At 72.3% G+C, this 21,230-nt stretch carries 24 protein-coding genes; 11 read left to right on the top strand and 13 right to left on the bottom strand.

Features of this window, described 5'->3' with window-relative positions:
• Positions 1–145: 145 nt before the first annotated feature.
• On the bottom strand, positions 146–871 hold the full coding sequence (locus tag ACIOC1_RS12930) for a lysophospholipid acyltransferase family protein (RefSeq protein ID WP_355341148.1): 726 nt from the start codon (positions 869–871) through the stop codon (positions 146–148).
• Positions 872–1,030: 159 nt separating this feature from the next.
• Positions 1,031–2,518, bottom strand: coding sequence for an MFS transporter (locus ACIOC1_RS12925; RefSeq protein WP_401853862.1), 1,488 nt, complete (start codon positions 2,516–2,518; stop codon positions 1,031–1,033).
• Positions 2,519–2,636: 118 nt separating this feature from the next.
• Here ACIOC1_RS12925 and ACIOC1_RS12920 point away from each other — a divergent pair, with 118 nt between their 5' ends.
• Positions 2,637–3,353: a TetR/AcrR family transcriptional regulator C-terminal domain-containing protein gene (locus tag ACIOC1_RS12920; RefSeq protein ID WP_391045120.1), complete on the top strand. Its 717-nt coding sequence runs from the start codon at positions 2,637–2,639 to the stop codon at positions 3,351–3,353.
• A gap of 127 nt (positions 3,354–3,480) precedes the next feature.
• Here ACIOC1_RS12920 and ACIOC1_RS12915 read toward each other — a convergent pair whose 3' ends face one another.
• From ACIOC1_RS12915 to ACIOC1_RS12885, 7 genes are all read right to left on the bottom strand, one after another.
• The gene (locus ACIOC1_RS12915) at positions 3,481–3,642 is read right to left on the bottom strand and encodes a hypothetical protein (RefSeq protein ID WP_355341139.1); all 162 of its coding nucleotides are present in this window, start codon (positions 3,640–3,642) and stop codon (positions 3,481–3,483) included.
• A 136-nt stretch (positions 3,643–3,778) separates the two neighbouring features.
• The gene (locus ACIOC1_RS12910; RefSeq protein WP_401853858.1) at positions 3,779–4,831 is read right to left on the bottom strand and encodes a hypothetical protein; all 1,053 of its coding nucleotides are present in this window, start codon (positions 4,829–4,831) and stop codon (positions 3,779–3,781) included.
• Positions 4,832–4,847: 16 nt separating this feature from the next.
• The gene (locus tag ACIOC1_RS12905) at positions 4,848–5,804 is read right to left on the bottom strand and encodes a cytochrome c oxidase assembly protein (protein WP_391045115.1); all 957 of its coding nucleotides are present in this window, start codon (positions 5,802–5,804) and stop codon (positions 4,848–4,850) included.
• 170 nt (positions 5,805–5,974) lie between these two features.
• On the bottom strand, positions 5,975–7,000 hold the full coding sequence (locus ACIOC1_RS12900) for a 6-phosphofructokinase (RefSeq protein ID WP_188282470.1): 1,026 nt from the start codon (positions 6,998–7,000) through the stop codon (positions 5,975–5,977).
• 248 nt (positions 7,001–7,248) lie between these two features.
• Positions 7,249–7,977: a type 1 glutamine amidotransferase gene (locus ACIOC1_RS12895; protein WP_188282469.1), complete on the bottom strand. Its 729-nt coding sequence runs from the start codon at positions 7,975–7,977 to the stop codon at positions 7,249–7,251.
• Between the two features lie 60 nt (positions 7,978–8,037).
• Positions 8,038–9,276, bottom strand: a complete 1,239-nt coding sequence (locus ACIOC1_RS12890; RefSeq protein WP_401853854.1) for a MurT ligase domain-containing protein — start codon at positions 9,274–9,276, stop codon at positions 8,038–8,040.
• A gap of 253 nt (positions 9,277–9,529) precedes the next feature.
• Positions 9,530–10,174 carry a TetR family transcriptional regulator gene (locus tag ACIOC1_RS12885; RefSeq protein WP_188282467.1) on the bottom strand — a complete coding sequence of 215 codons (645 nt, stop codon included), beginning with the start codon at positions 10,172–10,174 and terminating at the stop codon, positions 9,530–9,532.
• Positions 10,175–10,323: 149 nt separating this feature from the next.
• Here ACIOC1_RS12885 and ACIOC1_RS12880 point away from each other — a divergent pair, with 149 nt between their 5' ends.
• Together ACIOC1_RS12880 and ACIOC1_RS12875 are read left to right on the top strand one after the other, a co-directional pair.
• Positions 10,324–11,556 carry an acyl-CoA dehydrogenase family protein gene (locus tag ACIOC1_RS12880; RefSeq protein WP_355341126.1) on the top strand — a complete coding sequence of 411 codons (1,233 nt, stop codon included), beginning with the start codon at positions 10,324–10,326 and terminating at the stop codon, positions 11,554–11,556.
• 142 nt (positions 11,557–11,698) lie between these two features.
• On the top strand, positions 11,699–12,523 hold the full coding sequence (locus tag ACIOC1_RS12875; RefSeq protein WP_401853851.1) for a hypothetical protein: 825 nt from the start codon (positions 11,699–11,701) through the stop codon (positions 12,521–12,523).
• Between the two features lie 29 nt (positions 12,524–12,552).
• On the opposite strand, the gene ACIOC1_RS12870 is transcribed toward ACIOC1_RS12875, so the two are convergent.
• On the bottom strand, positions 12,553–12,720 hold the full coding sequence (locus ACIOC1_RS12870) for a hypothetical protein (RefSeq protein WP_355341375.1): 168 nt from the start codon (positions 12,718–12,720) through the stop codon (positions 12,553–12,555).
• 183 nt (positions 12,721–12,903) lie between these two features.
• Here ACIOC1_RS12870 and ACIOC1_RS12865 point away from each other — a divergent pair, with 183 nt between their 5' ends.
• Both ACIOC1_RS12865 and ACIOC1_RS12860 read left to right on the top strand, forming a co-directional pair.
• On the top strand, positions 12,904–13,032 hold the full coding sequence (locus ACIOC1_RS12865) for a hypothetical protein (RefSeq protein WP_262928374.1): 129 nt from the start codon (positions 12,904–12,906) through the stop codon (positions 13,030–13,032).
• A 94-nt stretch (positions 13,033–13,126) separates the two neighbouring features.
• Entirely contained in the window at positions 13,127–13,777 is a 651-nt protein-coding gene (locus tag ACIOC1_RS12860; RefSeq protein WP_401853848.1) for a winged helix-turn-helix domain-containing protein, read from the top strand.
• On the opposite strand, the gene ACIOC1_RS12855 is transcribed toward ACIOC1_RS12860, so the two are convergent.
• Complete coding sequence (locus tag ACIOC1_RS12855; protein ID WP_355341116.1) at positions 13,761–14,225, bottom strand: universal stress protein; 465 nt, start codon at positions 14,223–14,225, stop codon at positions 13,761–13,763. The genes ACIOC1_RS12860 and ACIOC1_RS12855 overlap by 17 nt on opposite strands.
• A gap of 229 nt (positions 14,226–14,454) precedes the next feature.
• Here ACIOC1_RS12855 and ACIOC1_RS12850 point away from each other — a divergent pair, with 229 nt between their 5' ends.
• Together ACIOC1_RS12850 and ACIOC1_RS12845 are read left to right on the top strand one after the other, a co-directional pair.
• Positions 14,455–14,997, top strand: a complete 543-nt coding sequence (locus tag ACIOC1_RS12850) for an SRPBCC family protein (RefSeq protein WP_355341113.1) — start codon at positions 14,455–14,457, stop codon at positions 14,995–14,997.
• A gap of 198 nt (positions 14,998–15,195) precedes the next feature.
• Positions 15,196–15,756: a GNAT family N-acetyltransferase gene (locus ACIOC1_RS12845; protein WP_401853844.1), complete on the top strand. Its 561-nt coding sequence runs from the start codon at positions 15,196–15,198 to the stop codon at positions 15,754–15,756.
• Between the two features lie 44 nt (positions 15,757–15,800).
• On the opposite strand, the gene ACIOC1_RS12840 is transcribed toward ACIOC1_RS12845, so the two are convergent.
• A complete protein-coding gene (locus ACIOC1_RS12840; protein ID WP_355341107.1) occupies positions 15,801–16,103 on the bottom strand; it encodes a hypothetical protein in 303 nt (100 codons plus the stop codon).
• Between the two features lie 100 nt (positions 16,104–16,203).
• Between ACIOC1_RS12840 and ACIOC1_RS12835 the strand changes: the two genes are divergently transcribed.
• From ACIOC1_RS12835 to ACIOC1_RS12820, 4 genes are all read left to right on the top strand, one after another.
• Entirely contained in the window at positions 16,204–16,926 is a 723-nt protein-coding gene (locus tag ACIOC1_RS12835) for a L,D-transpeptidase (RefSeq protein ID WP_401311299.1), read from the top strand.
• Between the two features lie 84 nt (positions 16,927–17,010).
• Positions 17,011–18,159 carry a hypothetical protein gene (locus ACIOC1_RS12830; protein WP_401853842.1) on the top strand — a complete coding sequence of 383 codons (1,149 nt, stop codon included), beginning with the start codon at positions 17,011–17,013 and terminating at the stop codon, positions 18,157–18,159.
• A 392-nt stretch (positions 18,160–18,551) separates the two neighbouring features.
• Entirely contained in the window at positions 18,552–19,190 is a 639-nt protein-coding gene (locus tag ACIOC1_RS12825; RefSeq protein ID WP_355341101.1) for a flavin reductase family protein, read from the top strand.
• Positions 19,191–19,346: 156 nt separating this feature from the next.
• A complete protein-coding gene (locus tag ACIOC1_RS12820; protein WP_355341098.1) occupies positions 19,347–19,847 on the top strand; it encodes a cupin domain-containing protein in 501 nt (166 codons plus the stop codon).
• Positions 19,848–19,969: 122 nt separating this feature from the next.
• On the opposite strand, the gene sigJ is transcribed toward ACIOC1_RS12820, so the two are convergent.
• Positions 19,970–21,049, bottom strand: a complete 1,080-nt coding sequence (sigJ, locus tag ACIOC1_RS12815; RefSeq protein WP_401853839.1) for an RNA polymerase sigma factor SigJ — start codon at positions 21,047–21,049, stop codon at positions 19,970–19,972.
• Positions 21,050–21,230: the final 181 nt, after the last annotated feature.

Raw genomic sequence — 21,230 nt, 5'->3', positions numbered from 1 at the left:
GGGCACCGCGCGGACCAGAGGGGTTCGCCCTGCGCGGATTCGCCCTCGGCGCAACCCCGGCAGCGCGAGGCGGAGCCCCGGCAGCGCGTGGCGGGGTCCCGGCGGGGCGCGGCGCGATCCCGGCGGGGCGGGAACAGGCCCCGGATCAGGACGACTTGCGGCGCAGCCGCCCCCCGGTGCCGCCCTGCGCGAGCGCCGCCTGCTCGGCCTTCACCTCGCCCGCGTACCGGTCCACGTACTCCTGCCCGGACATCGCCATGATCGCGTACATGATCTCGTCGGTCACCGACCGCACCACGTACCGCTCTTCCTCCATGCCGAAGAAGCGGCTGAAGTCCAGCGGCTCGCCGAAGCGGATGGTGACCCGGCCGATCCGCGGGAACTTCCGTCCCGGCGGCTGGAGTTCGAAGGTGCCGAGCACCGCGCAGGGGATCACGGGGGCCTGGGCGCGCAGCGCCATCAGCGCGACGCCGGTCCTGCCGCGGTACAGCCGCCCGTCGTGCGAGCGGGTGCCCTCCGGGTAGATGCCCAGCAGCTCGTCGCGCTCCAGGACCTCGATCGCCGCGGTGACGGCCGCCTGCGACGCCTTGCCGCCCGACCGGTCGACCGGGATCTGTCCGACGCTGCGGAAGAACGCCGCCGTCAGCCGCCCCTTCAGACCGGGACCGGTGAAGTACTCGGCCTTGGCCAGGAAGGTGATGCGGCGCGGCAGGATCGCGGGCATCACGAAATGGTCGGTGAACGACAGGTGATTGCCCGCGATGATCGCCCGGCCGCTCTCGGGGATGTTCTCCATCCCCTCGATCCGGGGCCGGAACATCAGCCGCAACAGCGGCCCGAGGACCACGTACTTGAGCAGTCGGTAGAACACGGTGGCTGCCTCCCCTGACCCGTCCCGGTGCGCCCGGAGAGCGGTGCCCCGATCCTCGGTGCCCCGGCAGAGTAGTGCCCGCGCCCCCGCCGCGCGAGCCCGGAGCACGCCCACGACCCGCGCCTTTGACCGGCCCGGGGCGTACGCACGGTTCTCCGGTCAGTGTCCGGCCGGCCCCGACTCCTCGCCCTGCCCGGCGTGTTGGGCCGCGCGCGGCATCAGGAAGGCCACCAAGAAGGCGGCGGCGAGCCCGCCCGCCGCCATCAGCAAGGTGGCCACGGCCGCCGCGCCCATGCCGTGTCCGGTCCGGGCGAAGAAGGCCGTGCCCAGGACGGCGACGCCGATCGAACCGCCGAGCTGCTGCACCGCGTTGAGCACCCCGGAGGCGGAGCCGGTCTCCTGGTCGGACACACCCGCCAGCGCGATGTCGAAGAACGGCGCCATCACCACACCGAGTCCCGCGCCGCTGACCAGCAGGGACGGTACGAGCTGCCAGCTCGTCACGGAGTCGCCCGCCAGGCGCACGGTCAGCGCCACCGCGCCCACGGACAGCGCGGTGAGCAGCAGTCCGCCCTGTACGGCACGGCGGCCGTAGCGCGGGCCGAGCCACATGCCGGACAGCGTCGCGCCGACGGCGGAGCCGAACGCCCAGGGGATCATCGTCGCGCCCGCGTGCAGGGCGCTGAAGCCGAGCCCGTACTGGAGGTAGAGGGTGACCACCAGCATCAGGCCGGTCAGCGCGGCGAAGAAGACCAGGCCGACGGCGAGGGAGCCGGTGTAGCCGCGGTGCCGGAACAGCCCCGGCTCGATCAGCGGCGAGCCGCCGCGGGCCCGTACCGACTTCTGGTAGCGCGCGAAGAGGACGAGGACCGGTACGGACGCCGCCATGCAGAGGTGACTCCACAGCGGCCAGCCCAGGTCGCGGCCCTGCACCAGCGGATAGACCAGCAGCAGAACGGCGACGCTGAGGATGCCGACACCCGGCACGTCGAGCCGGGGCGGCCGTGGGGCGCGGCTCTCCGGCAGTACGCGCAGGGCGGCGGCGAAGGCGACGAGCGCGATCGGCACATTGATCAGGAAGATCGCCCGCCAGCCGGTGCCGAACAGATCGGCGTCGGTCAGGAAACCCCCGAGCACCGGACCGGCGACCGCCGCCAGACCCATCACCGGCCCGAACACGCCGAAGGCGGCACCCATTTCGGCCGGCGGAAAGACCTCCCTGATCAGGCCGAGGCCCTGCGGCACCATCATCGCGGCGAACGCGCCCTGCGCCGCCCGCATGCCGATCAGCATGTCCGCGGAGCCCGAGCAGGCGCACAGCAGCGAGCAGACCGCGAAGCCCGCCACCCCGATCAGGAACATCCGGCGGCGGCCGACGATGTCACCGAGCCGCGCTCCGGTGATCATCAGGACGGCGAAGGCGAGGGTGTACGCGGCGGCGATCCACTGGATACGGGTGGAGCTGCCGCCGAAGTCCGCCTGGATCGAGGGCGAGGCCACGCCGACGATCGTGGCGTCCAGCAGGTCCATCACCTCCACGGCCAGGACCACGGCGAGGGCGAGCCAGCGCAGCCGCGCACCGCCGGCCGGGGCCGCGTCCGGCTCCGACGCGCGATCCGGGTCCTCGGTGAGGGTCGATGCGGTCACGGTGATTCCTCCGGGCGGTGGCGGGACGGCGTGCTGTGAACGAACACTGTTCTACTTACGAACACTGTTCGCGTCAAGTACGATGTTCGCAGCAGCTGTCCCTGGAGGTTCCACCGCCGTGACCGAGATCCCCGCCCCGCCCTGGGGGCCGACCCGCAAGCGCGCGCCGCGCCGCGTCCTCAGCCAGGACGGGATCATCGCGGCGGCCCTGCGGATCGTCGACACCGAGGGCATCGACGCGATGAGCATGCGCCGGGTCGCCCAGGAGCTGGGCACGGGAGCGGCCTCCCTCTACGCGCACGTCGCCGGGCGGGACGAGCTGATCGCCCTGGTCCTCGACCGGGTCAGGGCCGAGATCCACTGCCCGGTCCCCGACCCCGAGCGGTGGCAGGAGCAGGTGAAGGACGTGATGCGGCAGGCCCGCGCGGCGCTGGCCGCGCACGGCGACCTGGCCCGGCTCTCGATCGAGATCGGCGTCCCCACCGGCGAGAACGCGATGCGCACGGCCGAGGGCGTGCTCGCCATCCTCGCCGCGGGGCGACTGCCCGTGCAGGTCTGCGCCTACGGGGTCGACGCGCTCGCGCTGTACGTCACCGCCGCCGCGGCCGAGGAGGCCGCCCTCGCCTTCCGCACCGGCGTCACGACGGCGGGCAAGGACGACTTCCTCGCCCAGGTCCGCGACTACTACAAGAGCCTGCCCAGCGGGCAGTTCCCCGTCATCACCGGCATGGTCGACGAGCTGATGCGGGACGTCGGCGACGAACGCTTCGAATTCGGCCTCGACCTGCTGGTCTCCGGCCTCGCCCGGCACGCGGTCCCGGCGGCGGGGGAGTAGGCCACTCGCCCAGATCCGGCCGCCCGCCCGTATCCGGCCGCCCGCCCAGATCCGTATCAGGCCGGTCGGCCGCCCGCCCGGCCCGGGGATCGCTCAGCCGGCCCGCTCGTTCGGCGCGCCCGCACACTCAGTGCGGCTCCCGGATCGCCGCCGCCCCCGCCGTGCACAGCCCCAGTACCACCCAGCCGAACCACAGCCAGCCGTTCGACCCCAGTGCCACGGTGTAGGCGACCACCGCGACCAGAAACGCCACCGTGGTCAACGCCATCGCTTTCACGGAACCCGGCATCGCACGCCTCCCTTCCGCAGGCGCGTGCGCGCACCCGCCGACGAGGCGGAAGCCGTATCGCGGCCCTTCCTTCATGGTGACCCCACGGGCACCCCGCGCGCCACCACGCCTCTCGGCCCGCCGCGCGCCAGGCCGTTCACCACTCCCCGTCGGTCACCCGGCCCGGATCGTCGCCCAGGTGCTCGACCTGCTCCGGCTTCGGCGGCGCCCACGGCTGCTCGTCGTCGCCCAGCCAGTCACCGACCGGCCTGACCCCGGTCAACGGCTCGGTGGCGGCCAGATCCTCGCCGTCCGCGTCGTAGTAGTCGAACCACGGCAGCCCCGCCGCGTTGTACGCCGCCCGGTCCACCGGGGACGCGGGCGCCGGTTCTCCGGTGATCTCCCGCCACTGCGGGGCCGTCGCCAGATGGACGAAGACCCGGCCGGACGGCTTCTTCCGCCAGTCCTGCGCGGGCCGCTCGTCGCGGTACACCTCCTGGCGCATCCGGCCGCCCGCGCCGAGCCCCATCGCGGGCGCCGACCTGGCCGCCATCGGTGCGGGCGGCGGCACGTGACCCGCGCCAGGGGCCATCGACGGGAGCGCGGGTCCGCCGTACCCCCCGCCCGCCTGCGCCGACACACCCCACGGCCCGTTCGTCGTCACCGTCCTGCGGCTCTGCTCGGCGCGCCAGCGCGCCAGCGGCTCCTCGCGCAGCTCGAACACCTGGAGCTGCACCCCGCCCCAGACCTCCTCGCCGGAGACCTGCCCCTCCACGGTCGCCCCGAGCCCCAGGGGCACGGCCACGAACTGCCGGATCGTGCCGGGGCCCGAGTTGATGCCGTCCAGCCACGGCTGCCGGGGCAGCACCACGTAATTCTGCGGATCGCGCGACAGCCGGTCGCTCCACGGCCGGCCCGACACCGCGCACACCTTCCCGACACCGACCTGGAGGGCGGCGGGCGCGGCCGAGGAGAAGCTGAGCCACATCGCCTCGCGCTGGTACACCGGCAGCAGCACCCCGCCGTGCGCGCGCCACCGCTCCGGAGTCCGCCCGGCGAAGTCGCCCACGCGGCGCAGCGGGAAGGAGCCCAAGCCGGGCGGCAGCGGGTGCGTGCCCTTCTCGGGCAGCCGCAGCGTCCGCATGAAGCGGACCGTCACCCCGCCGGGCAGCTCCAGCGCCGCCCCCGAGATCCGTACCTGTTCGCCCATCCCGGGCCCCCCTCCGTCAGCCGCGACCGCGCGCCTCCAACGATGCCAAATACGCGTTGTACGCGACGAGTTCCGCGTCACCGTCGCGGTCCGCGGCCCGGTCGCCGCGCCGTGCCTGCCGCTGCTCGGAGGTGTACCACTGGAAGAGCAGCGCCACCAGCACGACGACCGACGGGATCTCGCTGAACGCCCAGGCGATGCCGCCCGCCGCCGTCTGGTCGCCGAGCGCGTCGATGCCCAGCGAGGCGGGCGGGTGCTCGAAGGTGGTCAGCATCGGCTCGCTGGCCATCATGACCGCGATGCCGAAGAACGCGTGGAAGGGCATCCCCGCGAACAGCTCCAGCATCCGCATCACATAACCGGGCCGGTGCGGCCCCGGGTCGACGCCCATGATCGGCCAGAAGAACAGCAGGCCCACCAGCAGGAAGTGCACCATCATCGCGATGTGCCCGGTCCTGGTGTGCATCAGCGTGTCGAAGATCGGCGAGAAGTACAGCCCGTACAGGCTCGCGATGAACAGCGGGAGCGTGAAGGCCGGGTGCGTGATGATCCGCAGATACCGGCTGTGCAGCAGCTTCACCAGCAGCTCGCGCGGTCCGGTGCGCCCGCGCTCGGCGGCGGGCAGCGCCCGCAGCGTCAGCGTCACCGGGGCGCCCAGCAGGATCAGGATCGGCGAGAGCATGCTCAGCACCATGTGCTGCACCATGTGCACGCTGAACATGACCATGCCGTAGTCGTTGAGCTTGGTGCACATCACCAGAGCGACCGTCAGCACCCCTGTGACGAACGCCACGGTACGGCCGGGCGACCACGAGTCGCCGCGCCGCCGCAGCCGCAGCACACCCCAGCCGTAGAGGACCAGCGCCACCAGGCAGCCGATGAGGAAGAACGGATCGCCGCCGCTGAACGACAGCCCCCGGCCGAGGGTGAACGGCGGCAAGTCCATGTGCATGCCGTGTCCGCCGTGGTCCATCCGTCACTCTCCTGTCGCGCCGGGCCGCGTGCTGCCGGTCCGGCCCGTGCTCCGATTCGACCCTTGTGCCCGCTCCAGAGTAGAACCGCCCCCGGACGCCGATTCGGCCGGGGGCGGGGAGCGCCGACGCACGTGGTCGGAGCACGTCATGAAGCGTCAGGACACGCCACTCACAGCACGCACTCGGCCTCGACGTACCGCTCGGCGGGCACCGTCTTCAGGTGCTCGACGGCCTCCCCGAGCGGGACCAGCGTGATGTCGGTGCCGCGCAGCGCCGTCATCATGCCGAACCGGCCCTTGTGGACGGCCTCCACGGCGTGCCAGCCGAAGCGGGTGGCGAGAACGCGGTCGTACGCGGTGGGCGTGCCGCCGCGCTGGACGTGCCCGAGGATGACCGGCCTGGCCTCCTTGCCCAGCCGCTCCTCCAGCTCGACCGAGAGCTGGTTGGCGACGCCGCTGAACCGCTCGTGGCCGTAGATGTCGGTCGCGCCCGACGTGAAGTCCATGGTGCCCTCGCGCGGCTTGGCGCCCTCGGAGACCACCACGATCGCGAACTTCTTGCCCGCCTCGAAGCGCTGGCCGACGACCCGCGCCAGCTCCGACACGTCGAACGGCCGCTCCGGCACCAGGATCGCGTGCGCGCCCGCCGCCATCCCGGAGTGCAGCGCGATCCACCCGGTGTGCCGCCCCATGACCTCCACGATCAGCACCCGCTGGTGCGACTCGGCGGTGGTCTTGAGCCGGTCCAGGGCCTCGGTGGCCACCATCACGGCGGTGTCGAAGCCGAAGGTCACGTCCGTGGACGCGATGTCGTTGTCGATGGTCTTGGGCACACCGACGATGGGCAGGCCCGCGTCCGACAGCAGCCGGGCCGCCTTGAGGGTGCCCTCACCGCCGATCGGGATGATCGCGTCCAGGCCCAGGTCGGCCACGTGGCCCCTGGCCTGTTCGACCCCGCCGCGCAGGTGGGCGGGCTGGACCCGCGAGGAGCCGAGGATCGTGCCGCCGCGCGCGAGGATGCCGCTCACGGCATCGAGGTCCAGCTTGCGGTAGTCGCACTCGAGCAGGCCCTTCCACCCGTCGTGGAAGCCGATGACCTCGTCACTGTGGTCCACCACGGCGCGGTGCACCACGGACCGGATGACGGCGTTCAGCCCGGGGCAGTCGCCGCCGCTGGTCAGCACACCAATACGCATTGCTCTCGTTACTCCCGCAACTCGACCGGACGGCCGGACCCCGTCGTCCGGATGGATCGCAGCCAGCTTACCGAGAGCGGCTGTCACGCCTCCACGGCGACCGAACTGCGGACACCTGACGATTACTCAAACTCCGGGGAACGCCTGCGCAGCGTGACGGACCCACCCCGGACCCCCGCCGACGCACGACGCCCGCGCCCTCCTGCGAGGACACGGGCGCGGTACGGGTCAGGCGGGCCGGAACGGTGTCACGCGGGCTGTACGGCCGCCGCGATCCGCTCGGCGCGCAGCGCCTCGAACCACTGGTCGTCGACCGGCGGCAGCGCGTTGACGTCCAGCGCGAGCTTGATCAGCAGGTCGGCGATCTGCGGATTGCGGGCCATCACCGGACCGTGCATGTACGTGCCGAAGACCGTGTCGTTGAAGGCGCCCTCGGTGCCGTCCCCCGTGCCGTTGCCCTTGCCCATCCGCAGCCGGGCCAGCGGCCTGGCCTGCGGGCCGACATGGGTGACGCCCTGGTGGTTCTCGAAGCCGGTCAGCGGCGGCAGATTGAGGTGGGGGTCGATGTCGGCCAGGACGTCGCCGACGCACCGCTCGCCCTCGCCGCGCACGCTCACCACGTCGAGCAGGCCGAGGCCCGGCTCGGGGCGGCCCAGGTCGTTGACGAACTCGTGGCCGAGGATCTGGTAGCCCGCGCAGACCGAGAAGACGATCGCGCCGTTGGCGACCGCCCGGTTCAGGCCGCCGTCGCGGCGCAGCCGCTCCGCGGCCAGCCGCTGCGGGCGGTCCTCGCCGCCGCCGATCAGATAGATGTCACCGGACGTCGGCACCGGCTGGTCGGAGCGGACGTCGACCCGGGTGACCGGCACCCGGCGCTGCTGGGCGCGGCGCTCCACGACCAGCGCGTTGCCCTGGTCGCCGTAGGTGCTCAGCAGGTCGGGGTAGACCCACACCAGGCGGAGGCTGGACTCACTCATGCGTGCTTCTCCTTGTCCGTCGTCAGCAACGTGACGCGATGTGACGCGACGTGGTCGCGGTCAGTTGCCGACCCGGCGGCGCAGGTCCTGGAAGGCGGTGTAGTTGGCGATGGCCTCGATCCGGCCGGGCGGCGCGGAGCGCACCGCCTCGTCGAGGTTGGCGCAGACCCGGAAATGGAGCCCGGCGACCTCCAGGCGGACCGCGAGGTCCAGCTTGCGGTCGCCGATCACCATGATCGGGTGTCCGGCCAGCCGGGTGTAGTCCACGTCCCACAGCCAGGAGGTGTCGGTGCCGTCGGCGCCGCGCGCGTTGACCGACAGGATCACCGGGGTGGGCGGGCCGTCGATCAGCGAGAAGGTCTCCAGCCAGCCGGCCGGGTTCTTCGCCAGCAGCAGCCGCAGCTCGCGCTGCTGGAAGCTCACCACGTCGTACCGGCCCGCGACCGCCTGCACCGCGTACATCCGCTCCAGCGCGACCTTGGGGTCGATGCCGAAGGCCGCGGCGGCGGCGGCCGAGACCGCCGCGTTCGACTTGTTGGCGCGGCCCGGGAGCTGGAGGTGGATCGGCCAGGCGGAGCCGTGCGGGTCGATCACGTGGTCGCCGGACAGCGCCCAGGTCGGGGTGGGGCGGCGGAAGCCGCACTCGGCGCAGAACCAGTCCTCCGACGGGCGTTGCAGGACGCCGCCGCAGGACGGGCACGACCAGGCGTCGTCCTTCCACTCCTGGCCCGCCGCGACCCACACCACGGTCGGGCTGGAGGAGGCGGCCCAGGTGATCAGCGGGTCGTCGGCGTTGGCGATGATGATCGCCTCGACGCCTGCCAGGCCCTCGCGCCACTTCTCGGCCAGCATGCGGGTCTCGGCCGCGCGGTCGAGCTGGTCGCGGGAGAGGTTGAGCAGCGCGATGGCCTTGGGGGCGACGTCGCGGGCGACGCCCGCGAGGTACTTCTCGTCGACCTCGATCACGCCGAAGCGCGCCTCGGAGCCGCCCGCCAGCGCGGAGGTGATCCCCGCGGGCATGTTCGCGCCGAGCGCGTTGGAGACGACGGGGCCGCCCGCGCGCAGCGCCTCGGCCAGCAGCCGGGTGGTGGTGGTCTTGCCGTTGGTCGCCGACACCAGGATCACGTCGAGGTGCCGGGCGAGCCTGGCCAGCAGGTCGGGGTCGAATCTCAGCGCCACCTTGCCGCCGATCACCGAGCCGCTGCCACGGCCTGCCGCACGCGACACGCCCGCCGCCACCTTGCCCGCCGTCACGGCCAGTTTCGCCCGCGGCGACAGCGGCTCCGAGTTGCCTGCCATCGTCTCTCTTCCTCCTCGACTGCGACCGGCCCCGCTGCCCCGTGGCGGCTGGTTGTACGCCTCCGAGCGCCACTTGGGCGGCCGACAAGGTTCGGTCCCGGCTCAGCCTATCGACTCCGGGCCCCCGGACCGCACCGCGCCGCCCCGGTCGGACCGTGCGCCGAACTCCACGCGCACCGGGGGCATCCGCGCCACCGGCGCTGTCTGTGGGGACGGGTGCGGCCCGCTCGCGGTTCCTGATCCGCCGACCGCGTCACAGCCCCGGGCTGCCCGCACGGTCGCCGGCCGCCGCGAGGCGGCCCCACAGCAGGTCGGCCAGGTGCCTGACCAGCAGGTCGCGGGAGAACGGCCGCTCGCCGAGCCACCAGTCGCCCGCCGCGTACATCATGCCGACGATGCCGTGTCCCCAGGCGCGGGCGAGCTGCTCCGAGTCGGGGCCGAGGTCGAGGCGTTCGGCGATCACCTCGGCCAGGTCCTCGCCCATGCGGCGCAGCAGCGGTACGGAGTGCCGTCCGGCGTCCAGTCCCTTGTCGCCGTCGGCGGGCGCCTCGGCCGGGTGCATCAGGAAGCGGTAGACCTGCGGGTGGGCCTCGATGGCGGACAGATACGCGTGCAAGGTGGCCTCGACGCGGTCCCTGCGGTCGCCGGGGGAGTCCAGCGCGGCCCGCAGGGTGGCCAGCAGCGCGTCGGTGTGCCGCTTGGCCAGCGCCCGGTACAGGCCGCTCTTGTCGCCGAAGTGCCGGTAGAGGATCGGCTTGGTGATGCCCGCCTCGGCGGCGATGGCGTTCATGGACGCCTCGGGCCCGTCCCGCAGGACGACGCGGTCGGCCGCTTCGAGCAGCTCCGCCCGGCGCCGCTCCGTGGCCGTCCGCTGGTCCTGCCGCTGGCCGGTGTCCACCCGCGCCTCCCCAATTGTTCGATTGCTGGTGGTCAGCGCAACGTAACACCCCGCCAGCCGCCCCCCGCGCGCGGCGGAATGAGTTGACATGGCCTACCGGTCGGTAACAGACTGCTGTTACCGCTAGTAACTGGCACGTGGAGGGGAAGATGGGCGACTTCACGCTCGAACTCAATGACGACCAGCAGTCCGTGCGCGACTGGATCCACGGCTTCGCCGCCGACGTGATGCGCCCGGCCGCCGCCGAATGGGACGAGCGCGAGGAGACCCCGTGGCCCATCATCCAGGAGGCCGCCAAGATCGGACTGTACTCGCTGGACTTCTACGCCCAGCAGTTCTTCGACCCCACGGGCCTGGGCATCCCGCTCACCATGGAAGAGCTGTTCTGGGGTGACGCGGGCATCGCCCTGTCCATCGTCGGCACCGGACTCGCCGCCGTCGGCGTCCTCGCCAACGGCACCGAGGAGCAGATCGGCACCTGGGTCCCGCAGATGTACGGCGACGCCGACGACGTCAAGCTCGCCGCCTTCTGCTCCTCCGAGCCCGACGCGGGCTCCGACGTCTCCGCGATGCGCACCCGCGCCGTCTACGACGAGGCCACCGGCGAGTGGGTGCTCAACGGCACCAAGACCTGGGCCACCAACGGCGGTATAGCCAACGTCCACGTCGTCGTCGCCGTGGTCGACCCGGAGCTGGGCACCAAGGGCCACGCCTCCTTCATCGTGCCCCCCGGCACCCCCGGCCTGTCCCAGGGGCAGAAGTTCAAGAAGCACGGCATCCGCGCCTCGCACACCGCCGAGGTCGTCCTGGAGGACGTACGGATTCCCGGCGACTGCCTGCTCGGCGGCAAGGACAAGCTCGACGAGCGGCTGGCACGGGCCCGCGAGCGGGCCAAGTCGGCCCATGGCGGCGAGCGGGTGAAGAACGCGGCGATGGCCACCTTCGAGGCCTCCCGCCCGGCGGTCGGCGCCATGGCCGTGGGCACGGCGCGCGCCGCGTACGAATACGCCCTCGAATACGCCACCGGCCGCGAGCAGTTCGGCCGCCCGATCATCGACAACCAAGGCGTCGCCTTCCAGCTCGCCGACATGCGCACCCAGATCGACGCCGCCCGCCTCCTGGTCTGGCGCGCCTCCTGGATGGCGACGGCGGGCAAGCCCTTCACCTCCGCCGAGGGCTCGATGTCCAAGCTCTTCGCCAGCGAGACCGCCAAGAAGGTCACCGCCCAGGCCATCCAGATCCTCGGCGGCAACGGCTACACCCGCGAGTACCCGGTGGAGCGCATGCACCGCGACAGCGCGATCTACACGATCTTCGAGGGCACCAGCGAGATCCAGCGTCTGGTCATCGCCCGCACGCTGTCCGGGATGCCCCTGCGCTGAGGCGGCGCGACGGCACAGGGCTCAGGGGCGGACGCCGGGGGTGTCCGCCCCTGACGCATGTCCCGGCGGCCACCCCCTCGTTGGGCAGGGTGTACATCATCCGATACGCGCCGATTTCCGGCGCAAGCCCCGGGGAGGGCCGATGGCCGACCCGCAGTGGAAACGACTCATCGAACACGTCATGGCGGTCCCGGAACGCGTCTACGAGCACTGGAGCGGCGCCGACGGCTGGGACAACGACACCGAATTCGGCAAGGAGTACGGAGAGAACCGCGTCTCCTGGTGCGTGATCTTCGACTGGGACATGTACCACGACGTCGGTCTCGACCAGGCCGTCCCGAAGACCGACAACGTGACCGCGTTCAGCACATGGGCCCGACGCAAGGGCGCCTGGTCCGCGTACCCGAGCATCGGCGCCTGGGTGAATCTGGACGGCGGCGGGCACACCGAGATCGTCACCGGCTTCGACGAGCGCTACGTCCACACCAAGGGCGGCAACAGCGTGAAGGCCGGGGCCACCGACCGGGGCCAGGGCAACGGCGTGTGGTCGCACCGTGAACTGCGTCACGCCCAGCGCGTCACCGGCTACTTCGCGCCGCACTTCCCCGACGGGATCTGCCCGCCGACCGCGGACCCCGCCGACCCGCGCGGCGGCACGGCGGTCGCCTCCTACCGAGTGCGCCCGACCGCCACCACGCACCCGGCGCCCGCGTTCCCCGGCCGTGAGTACTTCGTCCTCGGCGCGGTCAGCGACCACACCCTGCTGCTCCAGACCTGGCTGCAACGCGGCAACTGGGGCCCGCCGTACAAGGTCGGCCCGTCCCGCACCATGACCGCGCTCGACCTGACCAAGGTCAAGGCCCTCCAGCGGCACTACGTCGCCGCGCTCGGCCCGGCGGACGGCGCCGTCGGGCCGCTGACCTGGCTGTACGCCTACGAGGTCGCGTACGGCCTGCGCGCGAGATGACCGCCGCCGCCCGGCGCGGCCCCGCGTGACTAGTCCCCGTCGTTGCGGTAACCGCGCAGCAGGAACCAGGCGAGGAACACCACACCGACCACCGAGACGACGATGATGCTGCGCATCACCGGACCGGGGCCGGGCGAATTCGACATCGCGAACGTCGTGACGTCGTGGAACGCGCCGAGATCCATGTGGGTATGCATGGGGGTACTCCTTATGGTCCGGCTGCCCAGGGTAGACCCGCGCCCCGAGCCGTCCGCGCTCCGGGTCGGCCCGCGCGCCGACCCGGAGCGCGCGCCCAGGTCAGTGGCCGGAATGCGGGCAAAGCGGCACCAGTGTGTCCGGGCGGTCACCGCACGCGCACGTCGTCTGGTTCAATAGGACACATGGCCAGCACTACTGACTCCGGGACAGGTCGCGACGACCTCGAACCCTTCTGGCCGTCCCGGCAGGAGCACCACTTCGACCGCTGGTGTTGCCGCGCGACCCCCGCGCGGACCCGCGTCCTGAGCTGACCCCGCCGCACCGGCCTCCGAGCCGCTGCCCGCAGCCACCGGTCCCCGCGCAATACGGCGTCCTGACGACCCCATCGCGCGAAAGAGCCGAATCATGTCGAACCTGCCGAACGTCCACTCCCTTTCCACGCTGCCCGCCCGCCCGGGCGGAGCGCCCTCCTCCGGCGGCGCTCCGGCCGTCAACCGGCAGCGACTGCGCGCCGTACGCCCCGACGAGGTGCCGCCCGCACCGGACTTCCTGCCGCCCGGCGCCACCTGGCTGCCCGCGCCGGGACATGTGCTGCCCACCATCCCCGGCGGCGCCCCGATGGTCGGTTACCTGGTGCTCGTCCCGGCCGAGCAGGTCCCGACCGCCGTCCCCGCCCCGGCCCCCGAGTTCCGCACCGGCCGGACGGAGACCTCCGACCCGCTTTCCCAGGTGCCGATCAGCATCGACGACGAGCGCCGCACCGCCGCGGTCGACGGTCGCCAACTCGACCTGACCTACCTGGAGTTCGAACTGCTCGCGCACCTCGTCGCGCACCCGCACCGGGTGCACTCGCGCGACCAGCTCGTGACCACGGTCTGGGGATACGGGCATGTCGGCGACGGCCGCACGGTCGACGTCCACGTCGCCCGGCTGCGCCGCAAGCTCGGCGCGGAGCACCGCGCCAGCATCGTGACGGTGCGCCGGGTCGGCTACAAGTACGCCCCCGCCGCGCCGGTATCGACCGCGGGCGCGACCGCGGCTACGGCACGACCGTGACCGGCCACCGTCCGGCTTTCACGAGCCGGACGGCGACCGAGCCGACGAACCGGTGCCCGGCGCGCTCCGAGGCGCCCACCACGACCGCGTCCGCGGTGAGCTGTTCCGCGGCCGTGGTCAGGCCGTTGTAGGGGTCGCCGCGGAAGGTGTGGAACTCCCATCGCACCGTGAACGTCCCCTGCAACCGCTCGACGGAGTCGCGGATCTCCGCCATGAGCTGCTCGGCGATCCCGGTGTCGACCTCCGACACCGGGACCCCGAGGGCGGCGCCGGTCGGCATGTACGGCTGCACGTAGACCAGGGCGAGCAGCGCGTGCTGCCGCCGCGCGAGCCCCGCCGCGTACGCGGCGGCCCGCCACGACGTGTCGGAGCCGTCCAGTCCGGCGAGGATGACCTTCGGTCCGTCCGTGCCGCGCTCGAAGTGCGCCGGCAGCTTCTGCTCTTCCACGCGCGCCAGGCTATCGGCCTCCGGCCTGCGGTTTCATCCCCCGGCACGCAGCGTTCTCACTCCAATGGGCGCATTGCCACGACATGTGCACCTTTGCGGGGCACGCTGTGCGAGAGGAGTGAAACAGGCGGCGGTACCGCGCCGGAGCCGCGCACCCCACGGGTGCGGTCGGCGTACCCGCGACGGCTCGCCGCCCACGCCGCTACCGGGGAGGTTTGTGATGCCGAGCGTGTCCACGAACGTGTTCGTGTCGAGGCCGACCACGGAGGTCTTCGACTTCCTCGCCGACGCCCGCAATCTCGCCCTGTGGAGCTCGGGGGTGGCCTTCGTCGACTCGGCGCCCGTCCCGCCGGGCGTGGACGCGGAGTACCGCTACCGCTACCCCGGACGGCGCAGACCGCACCGGCTGGTCTGCGCCGCCTTCGAACCGGGCCGCCGGATAGTCTTCCGCGGCCAGCGTATGTGGTGCCCGCTGGGCACCCAGGTGCCCGTGTACGGCTTCGAGCTCGCCCCGCACGCCGACGGCACGCTGGTGCGGCTGTCGGTCACCAGCTCGCTGCGCGCGGCCCTCGTCCTGCTCGCCCCGGTCGTGGCCATGGCCTGGCGCCGTGACCTGCCCGCGGACGCCAGGAAATTCTGCGATCTGCTCGGCGGCTCCCGCGCCCCGGCCGCCCCGCTGCACGCTCCCGTGTCCGCCCCCGCGGTCGCCTCGGCCCCCGAGGACCCGGCGCGGTCCACGTCCGCGCCGAGTGGCTTTGACTTCGCTCATTGAGTGTTAAACTAATAATGTGAAGACGTTCGCACACGTTCTTCACCCTTTACTGCCCCGGCCTGGTCCCCCCGTCCCGGCCGGGGCTCCTCCATGTCCGGACCCGCTCCGGACCCGCTCCGGGCTCGTTCCCGCCTGTGTCCGGCCCGCACCGGCCTGCCTCGGGGGTCGACTGTCAGACCCTCGTCGTACGGTGCGGACATGGACGACGCACATGAGCCGCGAATTCGCATCGAGCCCTGGTCGGCGGACGACCTGTGGCTGCTCCGCAGGACGAACACACCCGAGATGACCGAGCACCTCGGCGGACCGGAGACCGAGGAGCAACTGCTCTCCCGGCACCAGCGCTACCAGGACATCGAGAAGACCGGCGGCAGGATGTACCGCGTGGTGCTCGTCCCGGACGGCGAGGTCGCCGGTTCCATCGGCTTCTGGGAACAGACGTGGCGGGGCGGGAAGGTCTACGAGACCGGCTGGGCGATCCTCCCGGAGTTCCAGGGCCGGGGCCTGGCGGCGGACGCCGCCCGCGCGGTGACCGAGGCGGCCAGAGCCGCCGGTGCCCACCGCCACCTGCACGCCTTCCCCAAGGTCAGCCACCCGGCGTCGAACGCCGTCTGCCGCAAGGCCGGATTCACGTTGCTGGGCGAGGCCGACTTCGAGTACCCCAAGGGCAACCCGATCACGTGCCACGACTGGGTGATCGACCTGACGCCGGACGCCCCTGAGGCTGACCCGGCCGGAGCTCCCACGGCGACCGGCTGACGGTCGCGGGGCGTTCGCGGGGCGCCGCGGGACGCCGCGGGCCGTCAGGAACCGGCGGCCCGCAGTTGGGGCACGATCTGCTGCCGTACGTAACCGCGCACGTCCTGGCCGCGCAGGCCACCACGAATCACCGTCACCGAGTGCGCGGCGGCGGCCTTCCGCAGCCGACGCGCGGCCAGCGGGCCCACACCGCCGCCGATCACCAGCGCCGTCACACCGCCCGCACCGATCAGAGAGACGGCGTCGCGCGCGCCGGTGACGCCACGCGCGTCGAAACCCTCCTCGCGAAGGACCGTGGTCGCGGAGCTGACAATGCTCTCCATACGGCCGATTACCACAACGGTCATGCTTAGCTGCTGCCCATCCACACCCCGCACACACCCGGCTGGCGCTCATCCGCCACCACCGCACCGAGGAGACCCCGTGCGCCCACTGACCCCGACCACCCTGGTCACCGCCGCAGCCCTCGCCACCACGCTCGCGGTCGGCGGCACCGGCGCCGGTCCCGCTCCCGGCTCGGGTACGGCGCAGCCCCGGCCCGTGGCGAACCTCCCGCAGATCATGAAGGACACCGGCGGCGGCACCCAGCTCATCACCGCGAGCGCCCCCACCCTCGGCTCCACCAGCGGCACCCTCACCTGGTGGGAGAAACAGAGCGGCGGCTGGAAGGTTGTCGGGACCGCGCCCGCCCGCTTCGGCGCCCACGGCCTGGCCGACGGCGCGACCCGCACCCAGAACACCAGCACCACGCCCACCGGCCTCTACGGCCTGCCGCTCGCCTTCGGCAACGCCGCCGCGCCCGCGGGCACCGCCCTGCCGTACCGCGCGGTCACCCCGACCGCCTGGTGGTGCGAGGACACCCAGTCGACCTCCTACAACCGCTGGGTCGACCCGCTGCCGAAGGACTGCCGGGGCACCGAGTCCGAGCGCCTGGCCGACTATCCCGGGCAGTACGCGCACGCCGTCCTGATCGACTTCAACTACGCCAAGCCGGTCAAGGGCCGCGGCGCCGGCATCTTCCTGCACGTCAACGGCAGTGGCGCGACGGCCGGTTGCGTCTCGGTACCCGCCGACGCGATGAGCCGGATCCTCGCGTGGCTGCGGCCCGCGGCGCAGCCGCACATCGCCATCGGCACCGTGGACGGCGGCACGGCATTGACCGGTTACTGAACCCCCTGGCGCGCTGTTGGGTGACGCTACCGCCCCGTACCGTAGGGCACAGGCGCAACACCAGTGACGCGAAGGGGAATTGCCGTGTCGTTCGCAGAGGACCGGTCGCAGGCCGTGGAAGACGTCGTCCACGCGTGGACGCACGGCACCGACTGCCTGTTACGCGAGGCCGACGGCGGCTCGGGGGAGACGGTCGGGACGGAGACCGGGCCCAGGATGCTCTCGCACGCGGAAGCCGTGCAGATCGTCCACGCCCAGCTCGTCCTGATCGCCCTCGGAGCCGACCTCGGCCGCCTCCAGACGACCGCGAGGACCTGCTACCGCACCGCGGTCGACGCGCGGCTCGAACGGCCGGAGGACGCCCGCGCCTATGCCAGGGCCGCCGATCTGTGCGAGCGCGCCGCCCGGCTGGTGGTCGACGCGGGAGCCGCGGGCGACGACCGGGCCAGGCGCCGCCTGCTCGCCGTCGCCGAGCACGACACCGCCGTGGCGACCGGAGCCGTGGACCCCGAGGTCGCCGACCGCGCCCGCCGCGTCCTGGAGTCCGCGCTCAGCGAGGCCGAGAACAGGGGCGCCCGCGACACCGCGCCCCAGCAGCGCGGCCCGCGCTATCCCGGCCCGACCTACGACGAGACCACCGGACGGCACCGCGTCGGCGTCGGCGCGACCGGCGAGCCCGCCTACTGGCAGCTCAACACCCCCGGCTCCGGCATGGAGAGCGGCCTGATCTGCGGCGCGCCCGGCAGCGGCAAGAGCAGCTTCCTGCTGATGGTGCTCTACGAGGCCGCGCGCCGCGAGGAGTTCACGCTGTGGCTGGCCGACCCCGGCGGGCGGCACGACACCCCGGCGCCGATCGCCGAGGCCGCCGCCCGTACCGCCGCCACCCGCGAGCAGACCGTGGACCTGTTGCGCGACGCGGTGGCGGTGATCGCCGACCGCGCCCGCCACCACGGCCCGGTCCCCGATCCCACCGACACCTGGCAGGGCATCGTGCTCGCCGTCGAGGACTGCCGACTCGTCTTCGCCGACGACCTGGAGGCCACCCGGCTCGCCGAGCGTGTCGTCGCCGTCGGCGGCCGGTTCGGGGTGGCGCTGGTCGTGACCGCGCCCGACGCCGACCTCGCGTCCTTCGGCGGGAGCCTCGCGCTGCGCGCCGGGCTCGCCAGGACCAACTGCTTCCCGCTCGGCCCCGGCGGACGGCAGATGCTCACCGCGCTCGGCCGCGCGGTCTGACGGCCAACCGCCTCCGGCCGGACGTCGGTCGGCGGGCCGCCCTCGGCCGGCTCTCGCCCGCCGACCGCCGGATCTGACACTCCTCTGACACGCGCCTGGCCCTTTCCGGAAGGTCGGGCGGTGCATCTGTGGTTCCTGACCGAGACCTGAAGCCGGGGATCTTGTGACGGACCGGCGGACCGAAGAACCTGGTAGTCAGGATCCGGTGCGGTGTCGGCGAAAGCCCCCGGCGCGGTCCTTTCTCTCGGAATCTCTACGAATCTTCACGATTCTCGCGGATTCTCCCTGATTCTCTTTGGTTCTCTCCGAACGACCATGACGACCGTCCCCTGACGTCCGGGTGCGGCCCCTGAATCGTGTTGTCGGGCTCTGTGGTGTGGGAGGTGTGGACGATGGCAGGTGCGATGTCGTCGAACGCGGTGGCGGCCGGGACCGTCGCCGGAAATACGGTGGCGCCGCCGGAGGAACGGGTGGGCGAACCGGCCCCGTTGAGCAGATTGATGTCACTGCACCAGGCGCACCCGGTGGACGGCCGGTCACTGCGGACGGTGTGCGGGATGTTCGTGACCGGCGTGACGGTGATCACCAGCGGCGAGGACGGCAACGCCGAGGGCACCACGGTGAACTCGTTCACCTCGGTCTCCCTCGACCCGCCGCTGGTGCTTTTCTGCCTGCACAACGAGTCCCGACTGCGGTCCGTCGTGCGGGAGTCGGGGAAATTCGTCGTCAACTTCCTCCAGGGGCAGCAGGAGGGCGTGGCCCGCGCCTTCGCGGGCAAGGGCACCGCGGAGATCCACGACGTGGCCAACCACCCGTCGGTGACGGGCGTTCCGGTGCTCAGCGAGGCGCTGGCGTTCCTGTCCTGCCACCTGGTCGAGGAGTTCGACGGCGGCGACCACACGATCTTCCTCGGCCGCGTGGTCGAGTTGGGCGTGCCCCGGCAGCACCAGGAGCCGCTGGTCTTCTTCCGCGGCTGGCTCGGCGCGCTGGAGGAGGAACTGCGCGGCGTGCACCCCATCATCGACGGCTGACCGCCCCGCCCGTTCCCTGTCTGCTTGGCACGGCGGCGCGTCGCACGGCGGTATTTCGCGGCGCCCCGCGGTCTTCCGCGTGGATCCGAGGTGATCCGCGCTGTTCGTGTTCCTGACGTTTCTGCGAGTTCCCGAATTCGACCGGTGGAGGGTGTGATGGGCGTGGATTCCGGCAAGGTCGTCCGACTGGAGGACGTCGTACCGATCACATACGGCGGAGGCGAGGAGACCCGCTTCCTGCTGCGCGGCTCGGACACCAGCGGCCGTTCCTCGTTCTACGAGGTCCGGATGCCCGCGGGGGAGGGCTCGGTGTGGCATGTGCACCATGACACCGACGAGTCCTTCTACGTCCTCGAGGGCGAATTCGAGGTCAAGGTCGGCGAGGAGATCCACAAGGCGCCCGCCGGGACGATGGTGCACGGCCCGCGCGGCGTGTGGCACTCCTTCTTCAACGTGGGCGAGACCACGGGACTCATGCTCTGCACGATGACGCCCGGCGGCATCGAGCTGTTCTTCGAGGAGCTGAGCGAGGTGCTGACCCGCCCCGAGCGGCCCGACTGGGACACGATCAAGGCGGTCGGCGAGCGGCACGGCATCACCGCCGCCCGGCCGCAGGGCGGACCGCACGGCGGCCCGCCGGTCAGCGCGCCGCAGTAGTCCGTACCGTCGCGCACCGTCCTCGCGACGGGGGTCGGGAGCCGCCGGGTGACCGGCGCCCTGCGCGCCGTCGGGTGACGGGGGGCGGCCGGTCCGGGGGATTCACCCGGCGGCTCCCGGGCCTAGGGGGTGTCCGCGCGCCGTCCGGCCTCCCGGGGGTGCGCGTCCTCCTGCTCGGGGTCCAGCTCCGGCTCGGGCACCGTGTCCGGCGCGAGCCGCGGCGCGCCCGTCGGCTCACCGCTCTCGTCGAGCCGGACCCGGGAGAGCTTGTCGGGGTTGGTGACCAGGTAGATGTCGGTGATCTGGTCGTTGCTCGGGTTGAGGTCCATGACCATGACCGCGTACGGCGAGTCGCCGGAGAAGACGACGGCCGACGGGTCGCCGTTGACCTGCTGGTAGCGGATGTCCAGCGACTCGGGCAGCCGGCTGGTGGCGTAGCCGTTGAGGAAGCGGGCGACCTTGTCCCGGCCGTTGACCGGCCGGAGCGCGGAGCGGACCTTGCCGCCGCCGTCGGTCCACATCGTCACGTCCGGCGCGAGCAGGCTCATCAGCTCGGCGATGTCACCGCCGAGCGCGGCGGCCACGAACCGCTCGGTGACCTGCTGCTGGAGGTGCGGATCGGCCTGGTAGCGGGGCCGCCTGGCCTGGACGTGCTCGCGGGCCCGGTGCGCGAGCTGCCGGATCGCGGACGGGCTGCGTCCCAGGATCTCGGCGATCTCCGTGTGCGCGTAGCCGAACACCTCGTGCAGGACGAAGACCGCCCGCTCCAGCGGCGTCAGCGTCTCCAGCACCACGAGCAGCGCCATGGACACCGACTCGGTGCGCAGCGCGGACTCCGCGGCGTCCACGGCCTGCGCGCCCTGCGGGCTGTCGAGGGCGTCGGGCGTACGGGTCAGCAGCGGCTCGGGCAGCCAGGGGCCGATGTACGTCTCGCGGCGGCGGCTGATCGTGGCCTGCCGGGCGAGCGCCTGGTTGACCGCGATCCGCACCAGGTAAGCGCGCGGGTTGTCGATCTCCTCGGCGTCCGGCTGGCGGACCCGGCGGGCCCAGGCCAGCCAGGTCTCCTGGAGGACGTCCTCGGTGTCGGAGACACTGCCGAGCAGGTTGTAGACCACCGAGAACAGGAGTTCCCGATGGCCGACGAACACCTCGGTCGCGCGGTCACCAGCAGCCGAGGGGAGCTGAGCCGGAGTGTCGGACACGATGTGAGCCTCCCGTGATGCGTTTCACCTATGAGGTACCGCGGACCCGAAAGCGTGACACTCGCGCCGTGAAATGTGACGCGCGTCTCTTTCACCTGCGATATTCCGGCGCGCCCCACCGATCTCCATGAGTGCTGGAATGATCACACGGTGCCACGATGTCACATCGACCGTGGCCCGA

Source organism: Streptomyces sp. NPDC088197 (genome assembly GCF_044741185.1).
GTDB lineage: Bacteria > Actinomycetota > Actinomycetes > Streptomycetales > Streptomycetaceae > Actinacidiphila.
The sequence above is the reverse complement of the archived record's forward strand: the minus strand, read 5'-3'. Positions and strand labels throughout refer to the sequence as shown.